The 26,870-nt window shown below is 28.3% G+C and carries 32 protein-coding genes; 26 read left to right on the forward strand and 6 right to left on the reverse strand.

Features of this window, described 5'->3' with window-relative positions; all coding sequences use genetic code 11:
• Positions 1-3 precede the first annotated feature (3 nt).
• From O0R46_RS02280 to O0R46_RS02300, 5 genes are read left to right on the forward strand one after another with little or no spacing between them, the layout of a single operon-like run.
• Positions 4-360 carry a hypothetical protein gene (locus O0R46_RS02280; protein ID WP_269311305.1) on the forward strand — a complete coding sequence of 119 codons (357 nt, stop codon included), beginning with the start codon at positions 4-6 and terminating at the stop codon, positions 358-360.
• A gap of 1 nt (position 361) precedes the next feature.
• Positions 362-610, forward strand: a complete 249-nt coding sequence (locus O0R46_RS02285) for a hypothetical protein (protein WP_269311304.1) — start codon at positions 362-364, stop codon at positions 608-610.
• 55 nt (positions 611-665) lie between these two features.
• Positions 666-950, forward strand: a complete 285-nt coding sequence (locus tag O0R46_RS02290) for a hypothetical protein (RefSeq protein WP_269311974.1) — start codon at positions 666-668, stop codon at positions 948-950.
• Positions 951-960: 10 nt separating this feature from the next.
• Positions 961-1,170, forward strand: coding sequence for a phage holin (locus tag O0R46_RS02295; protein ID WP_269311975.1), 210 nt, complete (start codon positions 961-963; stop codon positions 1,168-1,170).
• A 1-nt stretch (position 1,171) separates the two neighbouring features.
• A complete protein-coding gene (locus O0R46_RS02300; RefSeq protein WP_269311976.1) occupies positions 1,172-1,990 on the forward strand; it encodes a peptidoglycan recognition protein family protein in 819 nt (272 codons plus the stop codon).
• Between the two features lie 41 nt (positions 1,991-2,031).
• Here the strand turns inward: O0R46_RS02300 and O0R46_RS02305 are convergent, their stop codons facing one another.
• From O0R46_RS02305 to O0R46_RS02315, 3 genes are all read right to left on the reverse strand, one after another.
• Positions 2,032-2,526 (reverse strand): hypothetical protein, encoded by a 495-nt coding sequence (locus tag O0R46_RS02305; protein ID WP_269311977.1) that lies wholly within the window; start codon positions 2,524-2,526, stop codon positions 2,032-2,034.
• 89 nt (positions 2,527-2,615) lie between these two features.
• On the reverse strand, positions 2,616-2,792 hold the full coding sequence (locus O0R46_RS02310; RefSeq protein WP_269311978.1) for a hypothetical protein: 177 nt from the start codon (positions 2,790-2,792) through the stop codon (positions 2,616-2,618).
• Positions 2,793-2,846: 54 nt separating this feature from the next.
• Positions 2,847-3,056 (reverse strand): hypothetical protein, encoded by a 210-nt coding sequence (locus O0R46_RS02315; RefSeq protein ID WP_269311979.1) that lies wholly within the window; start codon positions 3,054-3,056, stop codon positions 2,847-2,849.
• A 303-nt stretch (positions 3,057-3,359) separates the two neighbouring features.
• Here O0R46_RS02315 and O0R46_RS02320 point away from each other — a divergent pair, with 303 nt between their 5' ends.
• From O0R46_RS02320 to O0R46_RS02360, 9 genes are all read left to right on the forward strand, one after another.
• Positions 3,360-3,674, forward strand: coding sequence for a hypothetical protein (locus O0R46_RS02320; protein WP_269311980.1), 315 nt, complete (start codon positions 3,360-3,362; stop codon positions 3,672-3,674).
• A gap of 14 nt (positions 3,675-3,688) precedes the next feature.
• Positions 3,689-4,777, forward strand: a complete 1,089-nt coding sequence (locus tag O0R46_RS02325) for a hypothetical protein (protein ID WP_269311981.1) — start codon at positions 3,689-3,691, stop codon at positions 4,775-4,777.
• Between the two features lie 74 nt (positions 4,778-4,851).
• Entirely contained in the window at positions 4,852-5,118 is a 267-nt protein-coding gene (locus tag O0R46_RS02330) for a hypothetical protein (RefSeq protein WP_269311982.1), read from the forward strand.
• Between the two features lie 59 nt (positions 5,119-5,177).
• Positions 5,178-5,639 carry a hypothetical protein gene (locus O0R46_RS02335; protein ID WP_269311983.1) on the forward strand — a complete coding sequence of 154 codons (462 nt, stop codon included), beginning with the start codon at positions 5,178-5,180 and terminating at the stop codon, positions 5,637-5,639.
• A 99-nt stretch (positions 5,640-5,738) separates the two neighbouring features.
• Positions 5,739-6,824 (forward strand): SEC-C domain-containing protein, encoded by a 1,086-nt coding sequence (locus tag O0R46_RS02340; protein ID WP_269311984.1) that lies wholly within the window; start codon positions 5,739-5,741, stop codon positions 6,822-6,824.
• Between the two features lie 18 nt (positions 6,825-6,842).
• On the forward strand, positions 6,843-7,217 hold the full coding sequence (locus O0R46_RS02345) for a hypothetical protein (protein ID WP_269311985.1): 375 nt from the start codon (positions 6,843-6,845) through the stop codon (positions 7,215-7,217).
• A 97-nt stretch (positions 7,218-7,314) separates the two neighbouring features.
• Positions 7,315-8,913, forward strand: a complete 1,599-nt coding sequence (locus O0R46_RS02350; protein ID WP_269311986.1) for an NAD(P)/FAD-dependent oxidoreductase — start codon at positions 7,315-7,317, stop codon at positions 8,911-8,913.
• 126 nt (positions 8,914-9,039) lie between these two features.
• Positions 9,040-10,395: a glucose-6-phosphate isomerase gene (locus O0R46_RS02355; RefSeq protein ID WP_269311987.1), complete on the forward strand. Its 1,356-nt coding sequence runs from the start codon at positions 9,040-9,042 to the stop codon at positions 10,393-10,395.
• Positions 10,396-10,513: 118 nt separating this feature from the next.
• Positions 10,514-11,611 (forward strand): S1C family serine protease, encoded by a 1,098-nt coding sequence (locus tag O0R46_RS02360; RefSeq protein ID WP_269311988.1) that lies wholly within the window; start codon positions 10,514-10,516, stop codon positions 11,609-11,611.
• A gap of 187 nt (positions 11,612-11,798) precedes the next feature.
• Here the strand turns inward: O0R46_RS02360 and O0R46_RS02365 are convergent, their stop codons facing one another.
• The gene (locus O0R46_RS02365; protein ID WP_269311989.1) at positions 11,799-12,317 is read right to left on the reverse strand and encodes a Gx transporter family protein; all 519 of its coding nucleotides are present in this window, start codon (positions 12,315-12,317) and stop codon (positions 11,799-11,801) included.
• An 83-nt stretch (positions 12,318-12,400) separates the two neighbouring features.
• Here O0R46_RS02365 and pepF point away from each other — a divergent pair, with 83 nt between their 5' ends.
• The 6 genes from pepF to O0R46_RS02395 all read left to right on the forward strand — a co-directional run bounded on the left by pepF (position 12,401) and on the right by O0R46_RS02395 (position 20,264).
• A complete protein-coding gene (gene pepF, locus O0R46_RS02370; protein WP_269311990.1) occupies positions 12,401-14,182 on the forward strand; it encodes an oligoendopeptidase F in 1,782 nt (593 codons plus the stop codon).
• Between the two features lie 13 nt (positions 14,183-14,195).
• On the forward strand, positions 14,196-14,369 hold the full coding sequence (locus O0R46_RS02375; protein WP_269311991.1) for a hypothetical protein: 174 nt from the start codon (positions 14,196-14,198) through the stop codon (positions 14,367-14,369).
• The gene (locus O0R46_RS02380) at positions 14,350-16,239 is read left to right on the forward strand and encodes a sigma-54 interaction domain-containing protein (RefSeq protein ID WP_269311992.1); all 1,890 of its coding nucleotides are present in this window, start codon (positions 14,350-14,352) and stop codon (positions 16,237-16,239) included. Before O0R46_RS02375 ends, O0R46_RS02380 begins: the two co-directional genes overlap by 20 nt.
• Before the next feature lie 274 nt (positions 16,240-16,513).
• Positions 16,514-17,821: an L-cysteine desulfidase family protein gene (locus tag O0R46_RS02385; RefSeq protein ID WP_269311993.1), complete on the forward strand. Its 1,308-nt coding sequence runs from the start codon at positions 16,514-16,516 to the stop codon at positions 17,819-17,821.
• Between the two features lie 99 nt (positions 17,822-17,920).
• The gene (locus O0R46_RS02390) at positions 17,921-18,547 is read left to right on the forward strand and encodes a GntR family transcriptional regulator (protein WP_269311994.1); all 627 of its coding nucleotides are present in this window, start codon (positions 17,921-17,923) and stop codon (positions 18,545-18,547) included.
• 286 nt (positions 18,548-18,833) lie between these two features.
• Positions 18,834-20,264: an aminoacyl-histidine dipeptidase gene (locus O0R46_RS02395; RefSeq protein ID WP_269311995.1), complete on the forward strand. Its 1,431-nt coding sequence runs from the start codon at positions 18,834-18,836 to the stop codon at positions 20,262-20,264.
• Positions 20,265-20,357: 93 nt separating this feature from the next.
• Here O0R46_RS02395 and pdxR read toward each other — a convergent pair whose 3' ends face one another.
• The gene (gene pdxR, locus O0R46_RS02400) at positions 20,358-21,758 is read right to left on the reverse strand and encodes a MocR-like pyridoxine biosynthesis transcription factor PdxR (RefSeq protein ID WP_269311996.1); all 1,401 of its coding nucleotides are present in this window, start codon (positions 21,756-21,758) and stop codon (positions 20,358-20,360) included.
• A gap of 194 nt (positions 21,759-21,952) precedes the next feature.
• On the opposite strand from pdxR, the gene pdxS reads away from it, so the two are divergent.
• From pdxS to O0R46_RS02415, 3 genes are all read left to right on the forward strand, one after another.
• On the forward strand, positions 21,953-22,828 hold the full coding sequence (gene pdxS, locus O0R46_RS02405; protein WP_269312522.1) for a pyridoxal 5'-phosphate synthase lyase subunit PdxS: 876 nt from the start codon (positions 21,953-21,955) through the stop codon (positions 22,826-22,828).
• A 74-nt stretch (positions 22,829-22,902) separates the two neighbouring features.
• Complete coding sequence (locus O0R46_RS02410) at positions 22,903-23,046, forward strand: hypothetical protein (RefSeq protein ID WP_269311997.1); 144 nt, start codon at positions 22,903-22,905, stop codon at positions 23,044-23,046.
• Positions 23,047-23,165: 119 nt separating this feature from the next.
• Positions 23,166-24,017: a hypothetical protein gene (locus O0R46_RS02415; protein ID WP_269311998.1), complete on the forward strand. Its 852-nt coding sequence runs from the start codon at positions 23,166-23,168 to the stop codon at positions 24,015-24,017.
• A 47-nt stretch (positions 24,018-24,064) separates the two neighbouring features.
• Here O0R46_RS02415 and O0R46_RS02420 read toward each other — a convergent pair whose 3' ends face one another.
• On the reverse strand, positions 24,065-24,469 hold the full coding sequence (locus tag O0R46_RS02420) for a pyridoxamine 5'-phosphate oxidase family protein (RefSeq protein WP_269311999.1): 405 nt from the start codon (positions 24,467-24,469) through the stop codon (positions 24,065-24,067).
• A 214-nt stretch (positions 24,470-24,683) separates the two neighbouring features.
• On the opposite strand from O0R46_RS02420, the gene O0R46_RS02425 reads away from it, so the two are divergent.
• The 3 genes from O0R46_RS02425 to O0R46_RS02435 all read left to right on the forward strand — a co-directional run bounded on the left by O0R46_RS02425 (position 24,684) and on the right by O0R46_RS02435 (position 26,576).
• Positions 24,684-25,214, forward strand: coding sequence for a methylated-DNA--[protein]-cysteine S-methyltransferase (locus O0R46_RS02425; RefSeq protein WP_269312000.1), 531 nt, complete (start codon positions 24,684-24,686; stop codon positions 25,212-25,214).
• A gap of 171 nt (positions 25,215-25,385) precedes the next feature.
• The gene (locus O0R46_RS02430; protein WP_269312001.1) at positions 25,386-25,802 is read left to right on the forward strand and encodes a phosphate-starvation-inducible PsiE family protein; all 417 of its coding nucleotides are present in this window, start codon (positions 25,386-25,388) and stop codon (positions 25,800-25,802) included.
• A 108-nt stretch (positions 25,803-25,910) separates the two neighbouring features.
• Entirely contained in the window at positions 25,911-26,576 is a 666-nt protein-coding gene (locus tag O0R46_RS02435; protein ID WP_269312002.1) for a GntR family transcriptional regulator, read from the forward strand.
• Positions 26,577-26,870: the final 294 nt, after the last annotated feature.

The following is a 26,870-nucleotide window of genomic DNA, read 5'->3' on the forward strand; positions in this document are numbered from 1 at the left end:
AATATGAATAAGATTGAAATATGGGATAAAGAAAGAGATTTAAAAGAAATCTCAAAAGAAATATGGCTTGAAAATTATCCTGAAGCTAAAGAAAAAACACTAGTTTTAATTAATGATTCTTTAATTGTTTGGCTTGAAGATTTAAAAGCTGATGGTTTTTCAGGAGAAACAGATACAGCTGTTGTTGAAACTTACCTAAAAAAACAAGCAGAAATAATTGCTGAATACGAAAAGAAAGAACAAGCTAGAAAACAATTAGAAAAAGAAGAGTTAGAAAAAAAGATAGTAGCACAAGCTACAAGAATTGATACATTATCATCTGCATTGGAAGAATTAACTATAACAGTAGCAGGTGGCTAAAATGATTAAAATATGTCGCGATATTTTTAATAAAATTAAATTTATATTGAAGGGAGAAAATGAAATGGGAGAATTTTTAGCAGCAAGAATTACAATGGCATTTGTAGATGAAGGAGAAACAGGAGCAAGAGAAAAGTATAAAATGTATTTTTCAAAGGCTGGTATGCTTAGATGGAAGCCAGCTACTGATGAATCCATAAGAACTAAATATACAGATGTACTATTTGTAATTCAAGATAAAGTAGAATAGTGAAGTTTAAAGTCTCATAGTTAAAGCTATGGGGCTTAATTAATAGGGGTGATTTATGGAACAACTAATTGCATTTAGCGGTGTTTGTGGGGCATTGATAACAGTCTATAGCTTAGTGAAGCTTGTTGTACAGCCATTTACAACAGCTATGAAAAGAAATGACTTGACTAATCAAGCACTGCAAAAATCTGTAGATATGTTAGCGTATGACTTGAAAGAATCTCAAAAAGACAGAGATAATATTCATAAAATATTAGATAAGCATGATGATAGATTGAGTAGGGTTGAAGATGATGTAATACGTAATTCAGAACAAATAAAAACATTATTTAATAGATAGGAGGTAGTATATGAAGTTAAAAAATGAAACATATGATATATTAAAATGGATAGCACAGATATTCTTACCTGCACTTACTATATTTGTAGGTGCTGTAGGGGTAGCTGTAGGCTTTAAGCAAACTGATTTAATAGTTATTATTATGACAGCTTTTGATACGTTTTTAGGCACAATTTTAGGCATTTCAACTAAAAACTACAATTCAGAAAGAGAGGTATAACATGACTAATTTTTATTATAAACCAATTTCAAGAAAATATAATTTTGGCTGGGGAAGAAGTAAATCTAACATTAAATTTATAGCTATACACTGGACTGCAAATGAGGGTAGAGGTGCTAATGCAATGGCACACTATAAGTATTTTCAGAATAATAATGTAGGAGCGTCCGCACACTATTTTGTTGACGATACCAATATCGTTCAAATAGTTGGAGATAGTACAGTTGCTTATGCTGTTGGAGGAAATCAAGGATATGGTACTGGACTAGGTGGCATTGTTAATGAAAATTCTATATCAATAGAAATGTGTGTCAATTCAGATGGTGACTATAATAAGATGTATTTCAATACTGTAGAGCTTGTAAAAGAACTTCTAAGGCAATATCCTAATGCTAAAGTAGTTAGACATTGGGACGCAACAAGAAAAGATTGTCCGCATGGATATACAGGCTATAACAATGCAAAGTGGAACAAGTTTTTATCTGATATAAAGCAACCTAGACGATTAATCTTAGACTTGACTAAGGATAGCGTTGCTGTAGAAGTAAGTAATCAAAAAACATCAGTATCAACTAAAAAAGGCTGGGTACAAGAAAATGGCAAGTGGTATTACTATATCGACGGAAAGAAAAAGGTAGGCTGGCTTAAATCAGGGACAAAGTGGTTCTACATGAAGCCTGACGAGGGCGAAATGGCTGTTGGTTGGCTGCAATATGGTAAGCATTGGTTCTACTTTAATAAGAGCGGATATATGGTTACTGGTGAACAGACAATAGATGGCAAGAATTATAAATTTAATAGTGAAGGATATTTATTGTAATAAAAGAGGGTAGCATTTAGCTACCCTTATTTTTATTGTTATTAATTTCTCGGACAATTTATTTCCATAAGTGTATTATACTTTGAATCAGATAATATTTTATGCTTTTCTACATCGTATATAAAACCTCTACGTTGACTTAATCCTTCGTACCATACACATTTAATAAAATTATTGTCTTTGTCTAGTAACGCATTAAGTGTCAGTTCATTATCGTTATAAGCACTTAATAACTTATCTAAATCCATTTCTGTGCCATTAATTATGTTTTTTAAATCCTTTTCAGATATTTCTAGGTCTTTTAGCATTTTTTCTATACTTGTGATTATTCCATCCATATCTGAATAGTAACATAAGACATCTTCTATATAATCTTCTAGGCTTTCACCTACTCTATCATAGTATTGTGAAGCTTCTTTAATCTCTGATACCAACTTATCTTCTAGTATTTCCCACTTTTCATCAGTCATCTTTGGATAACTTTCCTTTTTACCTTCAATAAATTTTCTTACTTCCTTTTCGATTAATTTTGTCATTTTTGCTACCTCCGTTTTAATATATTTTTTTGTTTTGCTTTATCTTATATATACATTATATCCACACGTTACGTGTTGTCAATACTTTTTTATAATTTTTCTATAATTATTTTTTTGTTTTCTATAGAAATTTGGACTTCTCTATCATCTTCTGTAATCCCGAGCTCACGCACCCAAGGTACAGGTAAAGTTACTCTATTTACTGTGCTTTTATTTTTATCGCCAGATTTGTTAAAAATTATTTTTGCTTTTCTTTTTTCTTCCATAAATTAATCCCTTTCTTTATAATAATATTAAGAGAGGGGTGTTACCCCCTTCTCTTACTTTTCTACTACGTTTGATAGTGCTTCTTTGAAGTCATCCCACATTTCATCTGGGTCACTGTAGCTAGTGTAGTCTAGCTCTACCCACTCTAGCATTTCCTTGTATTCGTCTGCTTCTATTTCGTCCCAAGTGTCTGCCATTTCAACTCTTTCTTCAAATTCTTTCAAACTTTCAATTACTCCTGTATATAGTTCTATTTTTTTCATTTTGTTACCTCCTAAAATTTAAATATAATTTTTTGTTTACCTTTATCTTAATTATATTATACAATACACGTAACGTGTTGTCAATACTTTTTTAAAAAATATTTTTATTTTTTTTTTGAAGAAAAAAGTATAATAGTATCACAATTTATAGAAAAAATAATATCTGATACTATCAATAGAAGAAAAAAGTACTACTATGATACTAAAGCATTTATATTTCAATGTTTTTAGATGTTTTTTAATGAAGCAGTTAACAGTAATTAACAGTAATTAACAGTAGTTAACATAAAAGCATAAACAGAAATGGTTTTAGTTATTACAATAATTGGAATCTTAGCCGGTATAATAGCACTTAAATTTAGCGGAGCTCAACAAAAGGCCAAAGAAAATGCTGATTATGCTAATGCAGCTAACATAGCTACTGCGTATTATTTAGCAGAAAGTGAAGGTAAAAATAAAGATCAAATAGATACAGTAGAAGAATTGGTAAATGAAAAATATTTAGAGAGTGTTCCAAAAGTTCAAAGTGTAGGGGAATCTAAGGATTTTATATTAGATTTTACATCAGGTGAACTCCAAGTTAAGGTCAATAATAAGCAATTTTATCCAAAAAAATAATAGGGAGATTTAAAATGTTTTTATTAATTAATTTAGAGATGGAATCTTGTAGTATAAGAATCTTTGGAGAATGTAAAATAAGCAAAACAATATCGTTAAAAGATGACTTAAGGGGAAAAATAGATTTATCTAATATATATTATTTTACAAATTTGATTGTAGAAAGTATTATAGGTCTAATTGATGTAAAGAAAATAAAAAGGATATTTTTATTTTATCAAAGAGATGATGTTATTATTAAAACTATAGAGGTTAGAAGAAAGTCTAGTGAAAAAGATATAAAAAACTTAGTTTCTATGATATTTGAAAGAGAATTGAATATAAACATCAATGAATATATGTATTATTATAAGAAGCTAAATTGTCTAGAAGAAAACTCACAGAATTCTATAGGGGATACTGAGCTTATTAAAATAACATTGGTGCCAAACTATGTTTTGGATATATCCTCATGTATTGAAAAAGTTTTAAAGAAAAAAATAAAAGCAGTCCACTTAAATTATCAAATAATAGAAGAGGCATTTAAAGAGGACATTACTAAATACTCTCCTAATACTATATTAGAAATAAGAAATTCATATATATATCTTTATACGGTTAAAGAAAAGATTATAGATGAAGTCATGGTAATAGATGAATTTGATGTTGAAGAAAATATAATAAAATATATAAATTCAAGAGGTAAGTGCATTATATTAAACGATGATAAAAATAGCAGTATGTTCAATAATAAGTTTTTTAAAGATGATGTTTTGAAGGATAACAGCGAAGATATTTCTGGAGAACACTCCTCTATTAAAGATAATAATTTTATTGTAATTGATAGATATTATGATAAAATTTGTGATTTTATTATATATAGATACGAAAAATCTAGAATTGAGAATTTTATTTTTGCTTATAAAAAACCGTATATAAATCTCAAATACCTATCAAAAAAGCTTGATACAAGTTATAATATTATCTGTATTTTGTGCGTTTTTGTACTTATACTTTCATTAGGTTCATTATTAAATGACTATAATGCTTGTATTGAGCTTATAGATAATTTAGAAAATGTACAAAAAAATAGTAGAGCAACTGGCAAAAGAACAAAAAAATAGATAATAAGAGTTTATTAGATTCTAATAAGGTAGATAAGATTGATAGAATAATTACTAACATAAATGATGATAATATGATAATAGATTTTGATAAAAATTATGGTATTAGATTAGAATTTAGTGTAGAAAACAAGGATGATTTGAAAATTATTGCATCAAAAGATCTGGAAAGTCAAATTATATTAGAAGAAGTAAAAAAAGATAAAATAAAAAGAATTGAAAAAGTTAAAATAGATGATAATAAAAAAGAAGAATATAATAAGAAGGATGAAAAAAATCAGAAGATCAATGATAAAGTTACAGAAAAAGACATATATAGAATAAAAGCACTAATCAATTGAGACTTAGCAAGTGCTAATATAAAATATATTGCATTAGTAAGAATGTAAATGGTGATATTATGAATAAAATTTTTATGAAGAGAATAGTAATTATCTTTTTCCTTATAAGTATAATATTTATTAGGGGATTTTTTAGTGCGTATATTAAAAAGCAGACTATAGAATATCAAGATAGGATCTCTAAGTATCAAAAATTTGATAGGAGATTAGATAACAACAAATATGATTTGAATGAGAATGGAGAAAATAGCCAATTTAATAGAGCCAATAATTCTTTAAGCAATAAGGATAGGATTAAGCAGTCAGAAAAGACATATATAATAAATAAATTATTAGAAAATACAGAAATAATACAAATAATAAATAGTGATAGAAAAAATACTTTTCAAATTATAGCTAGCTGCGATAAGAAAGATTTTAGAAATATAATAAATAAAATTTATAAGGTAAATAAGTCAATAATAATAGAAAAAATACACTATGATAAAGGTAAATATGACATTTATTTCAGTCTTTTATAACAATTTACAATAATTCTTATATATGATATAATGGCTCTTGGCAATTATATTGTCATTTTATTAGAATATAAGTGAATTTTACATATAGGGAGTGGAAGTATGTTAAATAGGAATGATTTGTGTCATTGTGGTAGTGGTAAAAAATACAAAAAATGTTGTATGGAAAAAGATAAATTAAATAAGGTAGACGAATTAAATAATAAGGCTTTACAGAGTAAGAAAAATAAAATAGATAAAAAATATTCTCAAACTATATTAAAATTAAGCCAGTCTTTGGAAAATCTTATACAGAGTGATGAGAAATTTGCAAAAATGGAAGAAGATGCGAGAGAATATTTGTTCAATGGTGTTAAAATAAAAAATGTTGCAGCAAATAGATTTTTTGCTTCATATTTTTCATATGATTTTTATGTAGACAATTATAATACACCTGCCATATATGCTATAAAGCATGGTAAATTTAAAGAAGATGAAAAAAGAATTGTATACAGCTGTGTAAATTCTTACCCAAGTTTATTTGAAATAGCAGAGATTGGTGAAAGAGAAGTTGATATCAAGGATGTAATTACAGGTAAAGTGTATAAAACGCTAGATGAGAATATATTAGGAGATTTCAAAACTGGTGATTATTTACTAGGTAGACCAGTAAATATTGATGGTATATATATATTAATTGATCTTACAATTAGGATACATGAAGAAACTAAGGATATAATATATAATGCAATTATGGATGCTTATGAAAAGAATAAAGAAAACATAGCCGATATAGAATATTTTATATCTATTAATGCAGTATTCTTCTATAAATATATGTTACAACTGTTGCAATTAAGTGATTATCAAGATGAAGAAATGGAAAAGAATATAGAAGAAATGGGTATTGATGAAAATACTGTAAATGTTGAACATAATGAGTCAGATGATAACAAATTAGTTATTTTATTGGAAGAAAACATAAAGGATAAAGATACATTAAATGAAATAATGAAATTATGGTCTAGAGTTAATGAAGACATAACTGTAAATAACACTGAAGCAGGTTGGGCTTCAGCATTAGAATATAATTATAAAAAATCTATAGGTGAAAGTGTTACACAGGCCAATATTGCTACAAAATATGGAGTGAGTGTATCAACACTTGCAAAAAGAAATAAGGAAATAACTAGTATATTAGGTAAATAATTTACCACAGGAGGTACAATGAGTCTAAATGTAGGAAAAAGTATTGCTGTAGCAACAAATTTTGTAAAATCTAATCCAGCTATACCAGTTTATAAGGGAGAAGAAAAGATTGAAAATCTTCATGCTGTGATATATCATATTGAAATAGGTTTTAATAAGAATCAAAAACAAGAAGTTTTTCAATACGTTATAGTAGATTACAAATCTTTTAAACTAGATGAAAATGAAAAAGAGGAAATGCTAAAAATTGCTAAGAACTACTGCAGTGAAAAAGGTATTTTAGAAGATGAAAATCTTGAAATAAAATTCTTGGATGATGAAATGGCAGAAAATTTCATTGAAAAAGTATTTAGCAATATGAAATTGATAAGAGGATTAATTTCTAATGACTAATTTGAAGACCACTTTTGTGGTCTTTTGTTATTATTTGTAGTTTGTTAGTTGTTATTATATGAATATGTAAGAAGTTATTATTTGAGAAGAGGACAATATGCTTAGAGTAGCAAATATTAAAATAGATATAGATGATTCAATAGATTTAGTTAAGAAAAAACTTTGTAAAAATCTAAAAATAAATGAAAGTGACATAAAAAACTTTTCAATTTATAAGGAATCAGTTGATGCAAGAAAAAAGGATAAAATATCTCTTGTTTACACAGTTGATATAGAAGTGAAAAATGAAAAGAGAATATTATATTATAAAAATAAGGATGTAAAACAAATTCAGACAAATGAATATCATGATATTGATATGGGAGAAGAAAAGCTAGTAAATCAGCCAATTATAGTCGGTGCTGGACCTGCAGGACTGTTTGCAAGTTTGTTACTAGCTCAAAGAGGCTATAATCCTATACTAATAGAGCGAGGAGCAGATGTAGATCAAAGAACGCAAGATATAGAAACATTTTGGAAAACTGGAACTTTAAAAGATGAATCAAATGTTCAATTTGGTGAAGGTGGAGCGGGGACATTTTCGGATGGAAAGCTTACTACTAGAATGAAAGATATTAGATGTAGAAAAGTTCTGAAAGAATTTGTTAATTTTGGTGCACCAGAAGATATTTTATATTCTCATAAACCTCATGTAGGAACTGATATTTTAAAAAATGTAGTAAAAAATATAAGAAAAGAAATAATAAGATTAGGTGGTCAGGTAAGATTTAATTGCAAGCTTACAAATATACTTATAGAAGATGAGCAAGTAAAAGCTATTGAAGTTAATAACCATGAGATAATAGAGTGTCAACATCTTATTTTAGCAATTGGGCACAGTTCACGAGATACTTTTAGAATGTTGAAAAAAAATTCAGTTCATATGGAGCAAAAATCATTTGCTATGGGTGTTAGAATAGAACATTTACAGAGCTTAATAAACAATAGTCAATACGGAAAATTTTCTAGTCATGATAAATTAGGTCCAGCTGATTATAGATTAACCACACAAGTATCTAATGATAGAAGTGTATATAGTTTTTGTATGTGTCCAGGAGGAATGGTTATTGCCTCTGCAAGCTCTAAGGGGCAATTAGTGACTAATGGAATGAGCGAACATGCAAGAAATCAAGATAACGCTAATAGTGGGCTTTTAGTCAATATTAGGACAGAGGACTTTGAAAGTGAGGATGTATTGGCAGGGGTATATTTTCAAGAAAAATATGAAAAAATAGCATTTGAGCTAGGAGGTTCAAACTATTATGCTCCATGTCAAAGTGTAGGAAACTTTTTGGATTCAGAAAAAGAAAATATTATAGGAAAGGTAAAACCATCTTATAAACCCGGTGTTAAAATGGTTGATTTAAGAGAGTGTTTACCAAAATTTGTAGCTGATGCTTTGAGCGAAGGCTTGATTAATTTAGATAAAAAATTACATGGGTTTGCTGATGATGATGCTATTATGACGGGAATCGAGACTAGGTCTTCCTCTCCAGTGAGAATAAATCGAGATATGAAAACATTGAATTCATTAAATATAAAGAACTTAATTCCATGTGGAGAAGGGGCGGGCTATGCAGGTGGTATAGTTACAGCAGGAGTAGATGGCATAAAATGTGCTGAGTATATAATATCTAATTTTAGGTCTTTTAAATAAGATGTATATTTTATTTATATAAATTATGTAACTTGATAAAAAAATACCGATAATGTAGAATATAAATAATAATATTATTATGTTTAAGATAAGTAATAGCTTAATAACACAATTAAGGAGTAATATATGAAAAGTATAGAATTAGACTATAGTAATGCAAAAAACTTTATAAGTGACGAAGATATAAAAAATTTGTTACCGTTATTAAAAAATGCTCATGATAATTTACATACAGGAAATGGTTTAGGTAGTGACTATTTAGGATGGATGGATTATCCAATAAATTATGATAAAGACGAATTTGAAATAATAAAAAAATCAGCTAAAAAAATTCAAAATGATTCAGATGTTTTAATAGTAATTGGTATCGGAGGATCATATTTGGGCACTAGAGCAGCAATAGATATGTTGGGTCACAACTTTAGAAATAATATAGATAAAAAAGAAAGAAGAACACCTGAAATATACTATGCTGGTAACAATATTAGTTCCTCATACATATTAGACTTATTTGATGTAATAGGTGATAGAGATTATTCTATAAACATTATCTCAAAATCTGGAACTACTACAGAGCCAGCTATAGCTTTTAGAATTTTTAAGGATCATTTAGAAAAAAAATATGGTAAAGAAGAAGCTTCTAAAAGAATATATGCAACTACAGATGCTAAAAAAGGCGCATTAAAACAATTGTCTGATAAAAAAGGATATGAACAGTTTGTTATAAGAGATGATATAGGTGGAAGGTATTCAGTAATTACACCAGTAGGTTTACTTCCAATAGCAGTAGCAGGATTTAATATTGATATGATAATGGAAGGTAATAAAGATGCAAGAGAAGAGTATATGAACGAGGATGTATATAAAAATGATGCATATATGTACGCACTATGTAGGATGATTTTAGAGCAAAAGGGAAAAGATATTGAGCTATTAGTAAATTATGAACCCCAACTACAGACATTTTCTGAATGGTGGAAGCAGTTATTTGCAGAAAGTCATGGAAAAAATCAAAAAGGCATATATCCATCTTCTTTAAATTACAGTACAGACTTGCATTCAGTTGGACAATATATTCAAGATGGTAAGAGAATAATGTTTGAAACGGTATTAAATGTTAAAAAGCCTAGAAAAGATTTAAAAATTATATTAGATGAGGAAAATCTTGACAAGTTGAATTATATGGCGAATAAAAGTGTAGATTATGTAAATCATAAAGCCTTAGAAGGTGCTATGCTTGCTCATACGGATGGTCAAGTACCTAATTTAATGATTAATATTGAAAGACTTGATGAATATAATTTCGGAAAGCTAATTTACTTCTTTGAAAAAGCTTGTGCGATAAATGGATATATGATGGATATTAATCCATTTGACCAACCCGGTGTTGAAGACTATAAAACCAATATGTTTGCACTACTTGGAAAACCGGGTTATGAAGATAAATCTGATGAATTAAAGGAAAGAATAAAGGGTATATAAATTAAATAGTTGTCGGGGATAGGTATAATAGTTATGCCTATCTTTTTTATTAATTTTAAGTTATTTTTAAGACTGAGGGAATAAAATTAGATAAATAGATTTTGCAAGGAGGAATCAAATGAAGTTTAAAAGTATAATAGGTCTTTTAATTGTAGCAATATTTTCATCTATATTTTCAAGTATGACAACAGTAAATTATCTTGAAAAAAAGAATATGATAAATCAAAGTCAGGCAAATAAAAGCATGGATAGCAAGAGGAATACTATCAATATACAATCAAATAACAGTGGTAAAAGTCAAAATATATACCAAGCAGTTGCCCAAAAAGCTTCTCCGTCGGTAGTAGGTATAGTATCACAAACAGTATCAGAAGATAATTTTTTTTCTAGTGGACAAGTACAGGCAGGTTCTGGAACTGGTATTGTAGTGGATAAAAGGGGTTATATACTTACAAATTCACATGTGATATCTGATGGTAATGCACAAAAAGTAGATGTACTATTTAATGATAAGAAAACTAGTTCAGGTAAAGTAATTTGGAATGATATTAATATTGATCTTGCTATATTAAAGGTAGATAGAAATGACCTTATACCTGCAGAGCTTGGAGATAGTGATAAGCTCAATGTAGGTGATATTTCCATTGCTATAGGTAATCCATTGGGAACAGACTTTATGTATTCTGTAACGCAAGGAATTATCAGTGGTTTGGATAGAGATATAAGTATTCAAGGTGGAAATATGTCGGGATTAATACAGACTGACGCAAGTATAAATCCAGGAAACAGTGGTGGCCCCTTACTTAATCAAGATGGTCAGGTGATAGGCATAAATACTGTAAAAGCAAATGCAGATAATCTTGGTTTTGCAATACCTATAAATACAGCTAAAAATGTAGTAAAAAGAGTAGTTGACGAAAGAAATTATGAAAGAGCTTTATTAGGTGTATCTGGTATTGACGTGAAAACTTATGAATCTTATACAGGAGAAAGCTTAGGACTTGATAGCGGTATAATAATTAGAAGAGTTCAAGGTGGAACTATAGCTCAAAAAGCAGGGCTTAAAAAGAATGATATAATCTTAAAAATAGGAGACACTGATATAAAGAACATGGGGGATGTGAGTAAGAAAATGTACTCGTATTCAAAGGGAGACAAGGATACTATAACAGTAAATAGATCTGGAAAAACTATTAAGTTGAATTTTTCTTTATAATCTTTATAATAAATAATCTTTATAATCTTTATAATAAATAATAAAAATTCATTCTAAAAAAGCTATAAAAAATTATTACTAATAAATATAAAATATAACAATACAAAAAAATAGAGGCATTTGCCTCTATTTTTTATATATAAATTAATTATATATACTAATATTAAATACATTTAAAAATTTTACACTAATAATTAGTTAATTTATGTGCTTTCATAACAGGATCTGCATATTTTACTACTATACCTATAAAAATACCAGTTACTAAGGAAGCGCCAAGCATCATAGGAAGTAAAGACATTATTGCAAGGTTAATTATAATTATTGAAGCCACTAATAACTGCCCAATATTATGAAGTATTGCTCCAAAAATGCTCACACCTATAGTAGAAAATCCTTTTAATTTTAATGCAAGTTGCATACCTATTAAGCTGAAATATCCTCCAGCTATGCTAAATAATAATGTAGATGCTGGTCCGGCAAATACTGTTGAAAGTATTATTCTAATACTTAATATTTTGAAAGTATCTTTAAAACCAAAATTTATTAGGCAAAGTAAGGTTATAATATTACTTAGACCCAATTTTGCGCCTGGAAAAATTGCCAATAAAGGATTTGGTATAATTGTTTCAAGTATATATAAAGCTAAGCTATAGGCGACCATTAAGCTTAACATTATTAATTTTTTAGTTCTTCCATTTTGCATGTATTCAACCTCCTACCGAAATAGTATATCATATGAGAGCAAGGTATGGTAGAATATAATTAAAATATTTATAGGAGGTTACTATGGCTAAAGATAGAAAAACGATTGAGGATAAGTTTAAATGGAATTTAGAAGAAATGTATAGTGGTTCAAAAAATATTGAATCTGATCTTAAATATATAAAAAAAAATATAGAAGAAATTAAAAATTATAAAGGAAAATTATCTGACTCTGCCGATAATTTATACATAGTAATGAAATTGATGGAAGAGTGTTCTAGAAAACTATCTCATTATTATGTATATACTCATATGAAGCATCATGAGGATACTAGAATAAATGAAAATTTAGGAGAAGCTACAAAAAGTGAAATGCTATCAACTGATTTAGATAAGGCTACTTCATATGTGGTACCCGAAATTCTAGAAATGGATGAAAAAAAGTTAGACGAATACTTAAAAGAAAAGAGATTATTAAAATATAGAAAAATGATCGATGAAATATTGAGAGATAAACCATATATTTTAAGCGAAAAAGAAGAACAAATAATGGCCCAAGTATCTGATTTAACGGGTGTGCCAGAAAATGCTTACGAAATGCTATCTTATGCGGATATGAAGTTTCCAGAAATAACAGATGAAGAAGGAAATAAGGTAGAATTAAATCATTTCAATTATAATAAATTTATAAAAAGCGCAGATAGGCGTGTTAGAAAAGAAGCATTTGAAGCAGAGTTTGGAACTTATAAGAAATATTCAAATACATTTGCAGCCACTTTATTTGGAGCAATTAAAGCTGAAATATTTAATGCAAACATTAGAAAGTATCCATCAGCACTATATGCATCTCTTTTTGCTGACAACATAAATATAGAGGTATATGAAAACTTGATTACATCGGTAAGTGAAAATATACCTGCACTAAATAAATATTTGAATGTTAAGAAGAAATATTTAGGATTAGATAAAATGCATATGTATGATCTTTACCAACCTATGGCAAAAGACTTCAAAATGGAAATATCATATGAAAAGGCACAGGAAATTATTATTAATGCACTAGAACCAATAGGAAGTGAATATCAGGATTTAATTAAAAAGGCATTTTCTCAAGGTTGGATAGATGTGTATGAAAATGAAGGCAAAAAAGGTGGAGCCTATTCATGGGGAAGCTATGATTCACATCCTTATATATTAATGTCTTATAATAATGATCTAAATTCAATGTTTACTTTAATACATGAATTAGGACATTCGATACATAGTTATTATTCAAGAAATAACCAAGAATATATATATTCTTCTTATAAGATATTTGTTGCAGAAGTAGCATCAACAGTAAACGAAACTTTATTAATAAAATATCTATTGAAAAATTCGACAAGTAGAGAAGAAAAGATTTATCTACTAAACTACTATTTAGAACAGTTTAGAACTACTGTTTATAGGCAAACTTTATTCGCTGAATTTGAAAAGATATGTCATGAAAAGGTAGAAAAAGGTCAGCCAATGACTGCTATGGATTTTAGCAAGGTATATTTTGAATTAAATCAGAAGTACTATGGAGGTGCTTGTGAAGTGGATCAAATTTCTGAAGTTGAGTGGGCTAGAATACCACATTTTTATTCTAATTTCTATGTATATAAATATGCTACAGGCTTTTCTGCAGCTTCAGTGTTGAGTAGTTTAATACTAGATAGTAGAGAGAATGTTGATAGATATATAGAATTTTTAAAGAGTGGAGGTTCTGAGTATCCACTTGATCAGCTGAAAAAGGCTGGTATTGATATGAGTAAAAAAGATGCTGTAGATAATGCACTAAAGGAATTTGCTAAGTTAGTAGATGAGTTGGATAGTATAATTTAAGTTAGGTGAACAAATGGGAATAATCAATTTTAAAGTAGTAGCAGGAGTTATGTTATTTGTGATTCTTCTTTCGATACAGTTTACTTTGAATAAAATATTAGTTTTATTAAAAGATATTAATAAAGAAATAAAACTTGGTAAGAGAAATACTGATGGGGTGATAGAAGATGAAGTTAGACGTTATTAAAAATGAAATACAAAAGGTAGCCGATGCTATTTCGCTAGTGATAAAAATAGATGTAACTATTGTAAATGAAGATATGCAAAGAATAGCAGGAACAGGTAAATATGCTGACCAAGTTGGTAGTAGAATCTCTAGGTCTTCGGCTTTTGGGATTTCAATGAGAGATAAAAAGACAATGATAATAGACTCTCCTAGAGAATCTCCTTTATGTGAGGAGTGCTTTATGATGAGTTCTTGCAAAGAAGAGGCAGAATTATGTTGTCCTATTATTCTAAATAATCACTGTTATGGTGTAATTGGATTGATTGCATTTGATATAGAACAAAAGAAAAGAATTACAAACGAAAAAGAAAATTTAGTTGCGTTTATAGAGAAAATGGCAAGTTTAATATCAGGAAATTTAAATGCTGAGATTAAGTCTTACCAATTTAATATTGAAAAAGAAAGAATTATAAACGTATTTGATGGTATGGATAAGGCTGTTGTATCAACTGATGAAAATGGTCTAATAATAGCATACAACACAAAATTTACTAAGAATTTTGGTATATCATATGATCCTACAGGCATGGATATAACTAAAATAATAGATTACGGAGAAAAAGGACTATTAGAAAAATTTAAAAGAGGGAGAAAAAATAGCGATACCGTATACGCAGAAGGCAAAAAGATGAAAGGCATCTGCAATATGAACAAAGTGTTTTATAAGGGGCAATTAAAGGGTTTTGTAATAGATTTTGTAGATAAAAAAGATGCTATAGAAAATTTCAATAAAATGAATGTAGATTATACTATGACTATAGAAGATATAATAGGTGATAGTCCTAGTATAGTAAGAGTAAAAAAGAGTGCTTTGATGGCATCAGAGTCAACATCAACAATATTGATAACTGGAGATAGTGGTACAGGTAAGGAATTATTTGCTAGAGCTATTCATACTCACAGTAAAAGAAGCGACAAACCTTTTGTAACACTAAATTGTGCAGCGATACCTAGTGAACTACTTGAAAGTGAATTATTCGGCTATGAAGATGGGGCCTTTACTGGAGCACGTAAGGGGGGAAAAATTGGTATGTTTGAACTTGCCAATACAGGTACAATTTTTCTGGATGAAATAGGTGATATGAGTTTACATCTTCAATCTAAACTTCTAAGAGTACTTCAGGAAAAAGAAGTGAGAAAGGTAGGAGGAAAGAAAAATATAAAAATAGATGTAAGAATAATTGCAGCTACCAACAAAAATTTGCTAAAAATGGTAGATGATAATTTATTTAGAGAAGATTTATATTATAGATTGAATGTGATACCTATAGTACTTCCATCTTTAAAGGAGAGAAAATCAGACATACCAAAGTTATTAGAACATATGATGAAAATTTATTCTAATAAATTAGAAAAAAAAGTGGATAGTATAGATCCGGATGTTTTAGAGATGTTTATGACTTATGAATGGCCAGGAAATATAAGAGAGTTGCAAAATGTAGTAGAATTTTGCATAAATATGGCTGATTCAAACATAATAGAAAAATCAGAACAACTAATGGCTAGATTTAATTTTAGAAAAGAACCAATAAAATCAAGTGATCCACTTATAAAAATGGATAAGCCTTTGATTTCTATGGGAGGATCATTGGTGTCAGAGATGAAACCTAAAACAGATTCATCTAGATTAAACAGGCAAAAAGAAAAAAACATAACTAAATATGAAGAACCATTTGAGATAAGAACTATTGAAGAACTTGAAAGAAGAGAAATAAAGAAAGCACTAGAAAGATATCGAGTATATAAAAGAGATAAAGAAATTATTGCTGAAAAACTGGGAATATCTAAGGCAACTTTATATAGAAAGCTGAAAAAATATGATCTTGAATAATATTTTATAATTAATTCAATAAAATAGTTATAAAATATATCTAAATGATTTAAAATAGTATCAATATGAATTAAAAATAGATCAATTTTTTTGGAAAACAGTTAAAAAATAAAAAATATAAAAATATAACCATAGAGCTATTCCAAAATACATGGAATAGCTCGTTTTTTGATTTCGCAATAAAAATAAAATTGAAGCATAAAAATTGGCATACTAATTGCTATTTATATAGTAAAAATTAAAAGTAAAAATAGTAATAAAATTGGAGGGTAAGATGAGAGATTTAAGAAAAGAGTTTGTAGAGATGTTAAAAGCTGAAGTTAAACCAGCTGTTGGATGTACTGAACCAGTAGCGCTTGCTTTAGCATGTGCTAAGTGTAAAGAGGTACTTGGGGAAAAGGTTATTGAAAATAAAATCTTAGTGAGTCCAAGCATATATAAAAATGGTATGTGTGTTGGTATACCTGGAACAAACAGATTGGGATTAAAGATAGCTGCTGCTATTGGTATAGTTGGGGGAAAATCTGAAAATGGACTAAGTGTATTAGAAGGTATGTCAGCTCAAGAAATAAAGGCTTCAGAAGATTTAATGGATGAAGGTAAATTATCAATAGAACCAGCTGATACAACTCAGAAAGTATTTATTAGCGTTGAATTCGTTGGCGATAATAGCAAGGCAAAGGTTATTATTAGAGAAAAACATGATAATTTCACATATATAGAAAAAGATGGAAATGTAATATTAGATGTAGAAAAAGATTTTATGCCAGTTGAATCAGCTACACAGAAGAAAACTACTATAATGGATGATTCTTCGGTTGAAGAGATAGTAAAAAATGTAGAGGATATTGACTTTGAAGAAATAAAGTTCTTATTAGATGGTGCTAAGATGAATTTAGATATGGCACAGGTAGGACTTGAAAAGAAAATAGGAATAGGTGTCGGTTATGGTATATCTGAATCTATAAAGGAAGGACTTTTAGGTGATGATGTAATAAATAATTCAATGAAATTGACAGCAGCGGCATCTGACGCGAGAATGGCTGGACTTGATTTACCAGTTATGAGTTCAAATGGAAGTGGTAACCATGGCTTAACAGCAATATTACCGATAGTTGCTTATTGTCAGAAGTTCCCTCAGTCAGATGAAAGATTGGCTAGAGCTTTAGCTATATCTCATTTAATTACAGGATATATTAAGAATTTTACAGGTAGATTGTCTGCAATGTGTGGATGTGGTGTATCAGCTTCGACAGGAGCAACAGCGGGTATTGCATGGTTGATGGATGAATCAATAGAACAAATTGGTGGGGCTATAAAAAATGCTATAGCAGATCTTAGTGGTATGATATGTGATGGTGCAAAATCAGGTTGTGCGCTTAAGTTATCTACAGCAGCATCTGCAGCAGTACAAAATGCAGCACTTGCTAAGAGAGATTGTTATGCAGATACAGTAAATGGTATAGTGTCATTAACAGTTGATGAAACAATCAGAAATTTAGGTAAGGTAAGTAATGATGGTATGACAATAACAGATAAAGTAATTTTAGATGTTATGAATGATATTAATAAAGTAAAATAATTGCATGAAATTCTGTGTGATTCTATAAAATATGTTTATTGTATTTTACTAAAAGACAGAGTATAATAAAAGTAATATCACATAGAAAGGATAGTTGTTATGAAAAAAGTAGATATCTATGAAGAGTTAAAGAATAGAATTGTAAAAAATGAATATGCTCCTGGACAGGTATTGAATGAAATAGAGATTTCCAAAGAATTTAATATTAGTAGAACGCCAGTAAGAAATGCATTCCAAAGATTAGAGATGGACATGCTTTTGACTATAGTACCAAGATATGGTGTTCAAGTATCTTTTATCGACTTTACTAATATGAAATCATTATTTGAACTTACAAGAGTTTTAGATCCTATGGCTACTAGAGAAGCAGTTCATAAAATTTCTAAGGTTAAACTTGATGAATTACGAGACATTACTGAAAAACTAAGTAATATAAAAGAAGATGATGATTATCAAACAGCTATCGATTTGGATGAGGCTTTTCATTCTATAATTATGGATTCTTGTGGTAATCCTTGGCTTAGATCAACATTAAAAGATTTACATATACATACGGAGAGACTATGGCACTATTGCAATGAATATTTCAATGATGTGACAATATTTTCAAAAAGATTTAAGAAGATAATTGAAGCAATAGAGATAGGAGATGAGAATATGGCTGAGGAAAATGCAAGACTTCATATTGATGATTATGTATCAAAAGTAAAAGAAGCATTATTTTAATATTTTTTATAAAAACAGAAAAATAATATGATTATTAACAGATAGTATATGGATATCTATATATTATCTGTTTTTTATTAGCATAATTTAAAAAATATAATTAGGTAAATAATTTTCTTAATTTAAGATACTTTAAAGTTAATTTACTATATTATAAATTAATATCTACTCAATTGACTTGAAGTTTTTAATAAAATAAGTTATCATTAAATAAAGAAAACACTTTCAGAAAAAGCGATTTTTTTAGTTGAAATATACTAGATAATAAAAATATGGAGGTTTTTATATGGATAATTTAAGTAATTTAGAACCAAAGGAAGTCTTTAAGTGGTTTTATGAATTGAACCAGATTCCAAGAAGTTCAGGTAATGAAAAAGCAGCAACTGATTTTGTATTAAAATTTGCTGAAGAAAGAGGTTTAGAAGCTCATCGTGATGAACTTTTAAATGTGATAGTAAAAAAACCGGGTACTGTTGGATATGAAAAATCTGAACCAGTTATTATACAAGGTCATATAGACATGGTATGTGTCAAGGCTGATGATTCTAATCATAATTTTGATACTGATCCTATTGAAATGATTGTTGATGGTGACCTATTAAAGGCAAATAAAACAACTTTAGGTGGAGATGATGGAATAGCTGTAGCTATGGGATTGGCTTTATTGGATTCAAATGATATACCACATCCACCACTTGAAATATTGATAACTACTAATGAAGAAACAGGTATGGATGGTGCTATGGCACTAAAGGCTGATTATTTAACAGGTAAAAGATTAATAAACCTTGACACAGAAGAAGAAAAAGAATTTTTAGTAAGCTGTTCAGGAGGTTCAAATATAGATATATCTTTTGATATAGAAAAAGAAGCTGCAAAAGATTCAGCATATAAGATTGTAATATCAGGTCTTAAGGGTGGTCACTCTGGAGCGGAAATAATATTACAAAGGGCAAATGCGATTAAACTAGAAGCTAGACTTTTAAATTCTATAAGAAATTCTATAAGACTTGCGTCAATTGAAGGTGGAATCAAGCATAATGCTATACCATCAAATGCTACGGCTAAATTTACAAGTAGTGACTTTGATAAGATAAAAGAAACATTGAATGAATTAATAGATGGCTTAAAAGAAGAATACAGAGTAGAAGAACCAGGATTAAAGATAGAAATATCTGATTGTGAAATTGAAGAAGTATATGTAGAAGACTTAAGTAATAGAATTATAGATTTCTTGATGATGTTACCAGATGGGGTACAGTATATGAGTAAGGATATAGATGGTTTAGTTCAGACTTCATTGAATAATGCTATCATAGGAGAAAAAGATTCTAAATTAGTATTAACTACTTCTGTTCGTTCAGCATCTACAACTTCACTAAGAGAATTGTTAAATGTCTTAACTGTTATATCTCAAAAGTCAGGTGCAAAGACAAGAGAGTATGCTGCTTATCCTGCATGGCAATTCGACGCTCATTCTCCTCTTAGAGAAAAAGCGATAGAAGTATTCGAAAAGCAATATGGAGAAGAACCAAAGATAAACTCAATACATGCAGGTCTTGAGTGTGGTTTATTCAAAAATATTATGCCAGATACTGATATGTTATCATATGGACCACAAATAAGGGATGCACATACACCACTTGAAAATATGAGTATTTCTTCTGTAGAAAGAGTATGGAAATTCACTAAAGCTCTATTAGGAGAATTAAAGTAATACCAGTAAATAAAAATAAAATATACAAAATATAAGAAAAGGCTACTCAAAAGAGTAGCCTTTTCTTATATTTAAAATTTGTTTTAGATATAGTTACATAATTATATCTAAAATATCAATGATATTATTAAAAATATGAGGTTCTATGCCAGCATAGTTTACTATACATATACTATTTTCACACTGAGAAAATTTACTATATTCTGATAAAAAAGATAAATTTAAACCATATTTTTCAGCATCTTTTTTAAGGCATAAATCATTTTTTTTCGATTTGATTTTCATAACAAAGTGTAATCCGGATTTTTCCTTGTAGATTTTAATCTTATTGGATATTTTACTTGATTCTAGTATTCTAACTATTTCATCAAGATTATTTTTATATATTTTTCTCATTCTTCTAATATGCCTTGAATAGTATGATTGAGAAATAAATCTAGCCAATGTGTACTGCTCGAAACTTGTAACAGTGCAAGAATAGAAAGATAATTTTTTTTCATATAATTTTACAAGTTTATCTGGTAGTATCATATAACTAATTCTAAGAGAAGGAGATATAGTATTGGAGAAGGTATTAATATATATAACTTTGTCATTGTTATCTATACTTTTGATGGGAGGAATTGTTCTACCTGTATACCTAAATTCACTATCATAATCATCTTCAATTATATATCTACTATTAGATTCATTTGCCCATTTTAGTAGTTCTGACCTTCTTGTGATAGGCATTACTATACCTGTTGGGTATTGATGTGAAGGAGTTATGTGTATATAGTCTATGGATTTTCCGTTAAGATTTGAAGAGTAAAGAAAGTCAGTCCTCATACCAAAATCATCTACTGGTATATGTATAATATTTGTATGTTCTGATTTATATATTTTATATATTTTTTGGTAGCCAGGGTCTTCTATTGCATAAATTTTGTCTCTTCCTAATAACTTAACTATTTGTCCATATAAATGTTCCGTACCTGAACCGATTATTATATTGTTTGGATTTACATTAATATCTTTATATTTTTTTATATATTGGCATATAGCAACTCTTAAGTCCCAGAGTCCAGCATTAGGAAGTTTATCTAATAGCAAATCATAATTTTCACTTATTACTTGCCTCATTAATTTTGACCAAGTGGAAAAAGGAAATAGTTTTGTATTTATAGAATTTTTTGATAAATCAATGTTGATTTTTTCATCTTTAGAAGCAACTTTATTAAAAAAATCACTTGCTTTTCTGGTATTATTAAAATAGAAATCTATATTTGATACAAAGTAACCTATTTTTTCCTTTGAATAAATATAACCTTCTGCTAGTAACTGATTATATGCGTTTTGAACTGTTACCGTACTTACATTTAGACTTTCTGCAAGAGATCTTTTGGATGGTAATTTTTCATCTGGTATCATCTTATTTTCTTCAATATTATTTTTTATTGATTCATATATAGAAATATATAGAGTTTTATTAGAATTAATATCAATATTGAACATATTTATCACCTCTGGTATTTAAAATATTAATAAAAATGGATATTTTTATAATATCAAATTTATTATATATTATAAATAATAAAAATACAATACAGCTTCTTGATACTAAATTTTAACAAAAACCATAAAATTTCGATTTAATTACCCATAAAATATGAGAGGCTGTATTGAAATTTATAAAAGGAGAAAATGAAATGACTTTTGACAAACAGAAACATAATAAAAAATTAGCAGAGACTTTGAAAGGCGGAGTTATAATGGATGTTATGACTCCTGAGCAAGCAAAAATAGCTGAAGAAGCGGGAGCATGTGCTGTAATGGCACTTGAAAGAATACCTGCTGATATACGTGTAGCTGGTGGTGTATCCAGAATGAGCGATCCCAAAATGATAAAAGAAATAATGGATTCAGTATCTATACCAGTCATGGCTAAGTGTAGAATCGGACATTTTGTAGAAGCTCAAATATTGGAAGCTATAGGAATTGATTATATTGATGAGAGTGAAGTATTAGCACCAGCAGATGATGTATATCACATAGATAAAAATAAATTTGAAGCACCATTTGTATGTGGATGTAGGGATTTAGGAGAAGCTTTAAGAAGAATTAATGAAGGTGCAAGTATGATAAGAACAAAGGGAGAAGCTGGTACAGGGGATGTAGTACAGGCTGTTAGTCATATGAGAACCTTACACAGACAAATAAAAATGGTGGTAGCACAGACAGAAGATGAGTTATACAATACAGCAAAAGAATTGCAGGTGCCATATGAACTTGTAAAATATGTTCATGAAAATGGTAAATTGCCTGTAGTTAATTTTTCGGCAGGTGGTGTTGCTACTCCAGCCGATGCAGCATTAATGAGACAGCTAGGAGCTGAAGGTGTTTTTGTTGGTTCAGGTATTTTTAAGTCTGGAAATCCTAAAAAAAGAGCAAAAGCTATAGTTGAAGCAGTTAAAAACTATGATAATCCTGAAGTAATAGCAAGAGTATCAGAAGATATTGGTGAAGCTATGGTTGGTATAAATGCTGATGAAATAGAAATACTTATGGCTGAAAGAGGTAAATAAAAAGTCTGAATGTTTAGTATATATTGATATGGGTAATAATATAATATTAGATTTCTATATAGGAGGTATATATTATGACAAAAACAGATATTCTAGACAAGGCAGAAAAAACGGTAGATAAGACATTAGCGGATGCTACTGAAAAAGCAGACAATAGTAAGGAAAAAGCAAATGAATTATCCGATAAGGCTAAGGAAGAAATAAACAAGCATAGATAGATAAAAAGCACCAGTCAATTGACTGGTGCTTTTTTAATAAAAAATACAAGTTGTTATCAAGCTAGTTAGCTGGGTATATATATATTCAAGTATTTAATTATTGAGTAGGAGGACAAAGTATGGGACAAAGTGATATAGGGAAGCCAAAGAAAAAGAAAAAAATAAACTTGCTTGGAATTATAGATTTTTCTTTTAAATCAAGCATATTAACAGAATCTATAAATAAAATAAAAGAGATAGGTTTTGATTATAAAAAAAGCAAGAGAAAAAAAGAAATTAGTGAAAATGGATCTATGTATGATGATTTATATTTATCAAAGGTAAAAAAAGCATTAATTGAAGTGGGAGTAAATCATCCTGATAAAGTTAAATTGTTAATTGAAGAATTTGAATATATGAGCGAAAAAATTGCTGCTATGTTAATACCAGTAAAGAGAGCACTTACATTACTAGCTATTTATATAGCTAAAGAATTCTTGCTTGGATATTTAATGAAAATAAGTGATCAAATAGGCGGAGGAAACCTATCTAGTATTGATACTAGTAGTGTACAAGGGATAATGAATACCGTTAGTCTTGATCAAATATTTGGTGGTGTATCATCAATGATATCATTCCTAATTTTAATTATATTATTTATTATAGTAATCTATATAATTGTATCTTTAATTATGCACTTATTTCAATCGGTATTTTACAAGCAGCAGTTTATTAGAATGGTTCTGATTGAGCTATATTATAGATATGAAAAAATAGTACCAAGCAAAAGTATTAATGGTTATTATAAAGATTTAGATATTAATCAAAATGAAGGTAATATCCAACAGAGTGCTAATCCATATAATGTTTTCGATGGGAGTAATTTAACATACGGAAATAATGAAAAAATAATACTAGATAACAATAATAATGCTAGGCAAATAAAGAGGCTAGATAGCAAAGACTATATTAATGAAAAATTAGATAAATAAAAAATAAAATCTGCTAGTAACTATTAGATCTAGCAGATTTTATTTGTCTAAAATTCTATTTTTTCTTTTATACTCATCATATCTCTAAACTCAGCGGTAGCATTATCAAGATAAAACATTTTCATTTTGAAACCGGTTTTTTCATTGTAAAGCTGACTTAACATAGGTAGGGCTTTTAATGCTTTTTCATATATTAGCTCATCATCAGTAAATACGGCTTTTCCATAATATCTTAAAAAGTCAGTATTTACAGTTGCACAGATTTCTATATTATTATTATTCTGGATTTGTTTGTAAACTTCCTTGTGATCTCCTACACAAAAATATATTTTATCGTTGTGTTCGATAAATAGTCCTAAAGGTCTACATTTTGGGATGTCTAAATCAACAGTTGATAAATAAAATACCTTAGCCATTTCTAAAAAATTACTCACTTTGTTAATATTATTCATTTTAAACCTCCTAAATAAAGTATATTTCTTAAGTTGATTATAGTATTATAAAATAATTTATTCAAGTACTAATAATTTTAGTATTAAGTATTATAGATTGTACTGCTATATTAAAAATATATATTCTCAAAGAAATTTAAATAGGGTAAAATAAGTTAATATAAAGCACAAAAATAAAATATTAATCAAATAATAAGTATTAGGAGAAAACACGATGATAATAAAAAATAAAACAAATTTATATATGTGTGAATTTGAAAGCGAATTTGGTACGATGTTGACAATAGCATCGGATACACAATTATATCTATTATTGAAAAAAAATAGCAAAAATATAGACATTATTAAAGAAAAAATATTATCTAATAGTGATGTATCGCCAATAAAAGAAAAGAATGATTTAATAAAAAAAATTGAGTTCGAGCTAATGGAATATTGTGAAGGCAAGAGAACGAATTTTGATATAGGATTAAATTTACAGGGAAGTGATTTTCAAAAAAAGGTATGGAATGAGCTAATAAATTTAGATTACGGACAAGATACTACCTACTCAAATATATGCTCTAAAATAAATTCAAAAGCATATAGAGCAGTAGGTAATGCAGTAGGAGCTAATCCAATACAAGTAATTATTCCATGTCATAGGGTTTTGAGAACTGATGGTGGCATAGGAGGATTTTCTGGAGGATTGGATATGAAAGTTAAGTTATTAAATATAGAAGGAATTGATCATAATATTTTTTAATAGAAATAAAAATATTTAATTCATAATGCTGCATTGTCAATATTTATAATATAAAAATACTTCTAGTAGAAAGTAAAAAGATAGACTTGGTGATAAAGAATTGTTATAATTGAATGTGAAATTAAAAAGAACTAAAGTAGTATTTTATATGAAAGGAGATAATGTTATTAAATGGATAAGAAAAGACAGAGGAAATATATACTAAAAACTGCATATTTTTTCGAACACTTATTGGCTGTTGTTATATTATTGGCTGTAATACTTGGTATTTTCGATACTCTTAGAATAATATATAAGAATTATATAGTCAATTTTAATCAACCAGTCGATTACGCTCTGCTTAATTCTATGTTTGCACAAATGTTATTGTTGGTGATAGGTGTTGAAATTGCTATAATGCTTGCTTTGCACTTACAGTCAGCTGTAATTGAAGTATTATTGTATGGTATTGCCAGAAAAATACTTCTAGTGCCTGAAAACAATGGAGTACAGGAAATACTATTGGGTGTAATAGCAATAGGTGGGCTTTTTGTAATTAAAAAGTTTTTGGTTGATAAAAATGAAGAGAATGAAACTAAAATAACTTAGTCGTAGAAATTTCTACGACTATTTTTTGATAATATATATTTTTAAATTGCTCTAATAAATTGCCTGTGGTATACTAGTATAGTAGATTGGGATATGGAGTTGATGTATATGGATAAGCCAATATCTTCTGACGTTATTTATTATGATTTACTTGATAAAATTATAAACCTGCGCTTAGAGCCAGGAAGTAAATTAAGTGAAAATCAAGCTTGTCTTGAATACAACGTCTCAAGGTCAGTTGTCAGGAATGCGTTTGCAAGACTGACGCAAAATGGTTTTTTAACAGTTTACCCTCAAAGGGGGACCTATGTAAGTAAAATTGATTTAGAATATATTAGGACGGCTTTATTGATTAGAATATCAATTGAAAAAGAAGTGCTAAATAGATTTATGAAAAAAGATAATAAAGAAGATGTAATTAGTAAAATGGAAGAAAATATCAACCAACAACTTAAATTCTATAATGAAAATGATTATATTGAAGAATTTAGAAGACTTGATGAGCAATTTCATGAATATATTATGTTAAGTGTTGAAACTAACAATATATTAGCTCTTCTTAATGAGCATTTGCTCCATATAAGCAGATGGAGAAATGTATATGTAAAGTCTGGTTATAGGCTTGCAAAATTGATAGATGAACATAAATTAATTTTGGATGCTATAAAAGAAAATAATTGTGAAAGAGCATTAGAAGGTATTTCAAATCATATAGATACAGTATCAACGGTAATAAATTCAAAAGGTGAATTCAGCCATTATTTTATTGATTAGTTAGAGTTAGAAATTGTAATATACAGAATTTAAGAAAATATTTACTTTTAAATTAAATTTAGTATAATCAAGAGAATTTACATATAAATAAAGTTTATATGTAAATTCTTTAAAATGACCGAAACAATTTAACTATTTAATTAAATTGTTATATATTATTTAACAATTTATAAAAGCTATTTACTTATAATATAAAAAGTGATACAATCAAATTGTAAAATCTAGTATACAAGTAGACTAGAAAACAACCGTTTTGCAAACTTATGTATTGAGTTTGTATTTATTAGTTGAGAA

Origin of the sequence: Peptostreptococcus equinus, assembly GCF_027125355.1 — a bacterium.
Lineage (GTDB): Bacteria > Bacillota > Clostridia > Peptostreptococcales > Peptostreptococcaceae > Peptostreptococcus > Peptostreptococcus equinus.

Bases quoted from the DNA above. Each gene is read 5' to 3' on its own strand.
- O0R46_RS02280 (WP_269311305.1), top strand. From the start codon at position 4: ATGAATAAGATTGAAATATGGGATAAAGAAAGAGATTTAAAAGAAATC.
- O0R46_RS02285 (WP_269311304.1), top strand. From the start codon at position 362: ATGATTAAAATATGTCGCGATATTTTTAATAAAATTAAATTTATATTG.
- O0R46_RS02290 (WP_269311974.1), top strand. From the start codon at position 666: ATGGAACAACTAATTGCATTTAGCGGTGTTTGTGGGGCATTGATAACA.
- O0R46_RS02295 (WP_269311975.1), top strand. From the start codon at position 961: ATGAAGTTAAAAAATGAAACATATGATATATTAAAATGGATAGCACAG.
- O0R46_RS02300 (WP_269311976.1), top strand. From the start codon at position 1,172: ATGACTAATTTTTATTATAAACCAATTTCAAGAAAATATAATTTTGGC.
- O0R46_RS02305 (WP_269311977.1), bottom strand. From the start codon at position 2,526: ATGACAAAATTAATCGAAAAGGAAGTAAGAAAATTTATTGAAGGTAAA.
- O0R46_RS02310 (WP_269311978.1), bottom strand. From the start codon at position 2,792: ATGGAAGAAAAAAGAAAAGCAAAAATAATTTTTAACAAATCTGGCGAT.
- O0R46_RS02315 (WP_269311979.1), bottom strand. From the start codon at position 3,056: ATGAAAAAAATAGAACTATATACAGGAGTAATTGAAAGTTTGAAAGAA.
- O0R46_RS02320 (WP_269311980.1), top strand. From the start codon at position 3,360: ATGGTTTTAGTTATTACAATAATTGGAATCTTAGCCGGTATAATAGCA.
- O0R46_RS02325 (WP_269311981.1), top strand. From the start codon at position 3,689: ATGTTTTTATTAATTAATTTAGAGATGGAATCTTGTAGTATAAGAATC.
- O0R46_RS02330 (WP_269311982.1), top strand. From the start codon at position 4,852: ATGATAATAGATTTTGATAAAAATTATGGTATTAGATTAGAATTTAGT.
- O0R46_RS02335 (WP_269311983.1), top strand. From the start codon at position 5,178: ATGAATAAAATTTTTATGAAGAGAATAGTAATTATCTTTTTCCTTATA.
- O0R46_RS02340 (WP_269311984.1), top strand. From the start codon at position 5,739: ATGTTAAATAGGAATGATTTGTGTCATTGTGGTAGTGGTAAAAAATAC.
- O0R46_RS02345 (WP_269311985.1), top strand. From the start codon at position 6,843: ATGAGTCTAAATGTAGGAAAAAGTATTGCTGTAGCAACAAATTTTGTA.
- O0R46_RS02350 (WP_269311986.1), top strand. From the start codon at position 7,315: ATGCTTAGAGTAGCAAATATTAAAATAGATATAGATGATTCAATAGAT.
- O0R46_RS02355 (WP_269311987.1), top strand. From the start codon at position 9,040: ATGAAAAGTATAGAATTAGACTATAGTAATGCAAAAAACTTTATAAGT.
- O0R46_RS02360 (WP_269311988.1), top strand. From the start codon at position 10,514: ATGAAGTTTAAAAGTATAATAGGTCTTTTAATTGTAGCAATATTTTCA.
- O0R46_RS02365 (WP_269311989.1), bottom strand. From the start codon at position 12,317: ATGCAAAATGGAAGAACTAAAAAATTAATAATGTTAAGCTTAATGGTC.
- pepF (WP_269311990.1), top strand. From the start codon at position 12,401: ATGGCTAAAGATAGAAAAACGATTGAGGATAAGTTTAAATGGAATTTA.
- O0R46_RS02375 (WP_269311991.1), top strand. From the start codon at position 14,196: ATGGGAATAATCAATTTTAAAGTAGTAGCAGGAGTTATGTTATTTGTG.
- O0R46_RS02380 (WP_269311992.1), top strand. From the start codon at position 14,350: ATGAAGTTAGACGTTATTAAAAATGAAATACAAAAGGTAGCCGATGCT.
- O0R46_RS02385 (WP_269311993.1), top strand. From the start codon at position 16,514: ATGAGAGATTTAAGAAAAGAGTTTGTAGAGATGTTAAAAGCTGAAGTT.
- O0R46_RS02390 (WP_269311994.1), top strand. From the start codon at position 17,921: ATGAAAAAAGTAGATATCTATGAAGAGTTAAAGAATAGAATTGTAAAA.
- O0R46_RS02395 (WP_269311995.1), top strand. From the start codon at position 18,834: ATGGATAATTTAAGTAATTTAGAACCAAAGGAAGTCTTTAAGTGGTTT.
- pdxR (WP_269311996.1), bottom strand. From the start codon at position 21,758: ATGTTCAATATTGATATTAATTCTAATAAAACTCTATATATTTCTATA.
- pdxS (WP_269312522.1), top strand. From the start codon at position 21,953: ATGACTTTTGACAAACAGAAACATAATAAAAAATTAGCAGAGACTTTG.
- O0R46_RS02410 (WP_269311997.1), top strand. From the start codon at position 22,903: ATGACAAAAACAGATATTCTAGACAAGGCAGAAAAAACGGTAGATAAG.
- O0R46_RS02415 (WP_269311998.1), top strand. From the start codon at position 23,166: ATGGGACAAAGTGATATAGGGAAGCCAAAGAAAAAGAAAAAAATAAAC.
- O0R46_RS02420 (WP_269311999.1), bottom strand. From the start codon at position 24,469: ATGAATAATATTAACAAAGTGAGTAATTTTTTAGAAATGGCTAAGGTA.
- O0R46_RS02425 (WP_269312000.1), top strand. From the start codon at position 24,684: ATGATAATAAAAAATAAAACAAATTTATATATGTGTGAATTTGAAAGC.
- O0R46_RS02430 (WP_269312001.1), top strand. From the start codon at position 25,386: ATGGATAAGAAAAGACAGAGGAAATATATACTAAAAACTGCATATTTT.
- O0R46_RS02435 (WP_269312002.1), top strand. From the start codon at position 25,911: ATGGATAAGCCAATATCTTCTGACGTTATTTATTATGATTTACTTGAT.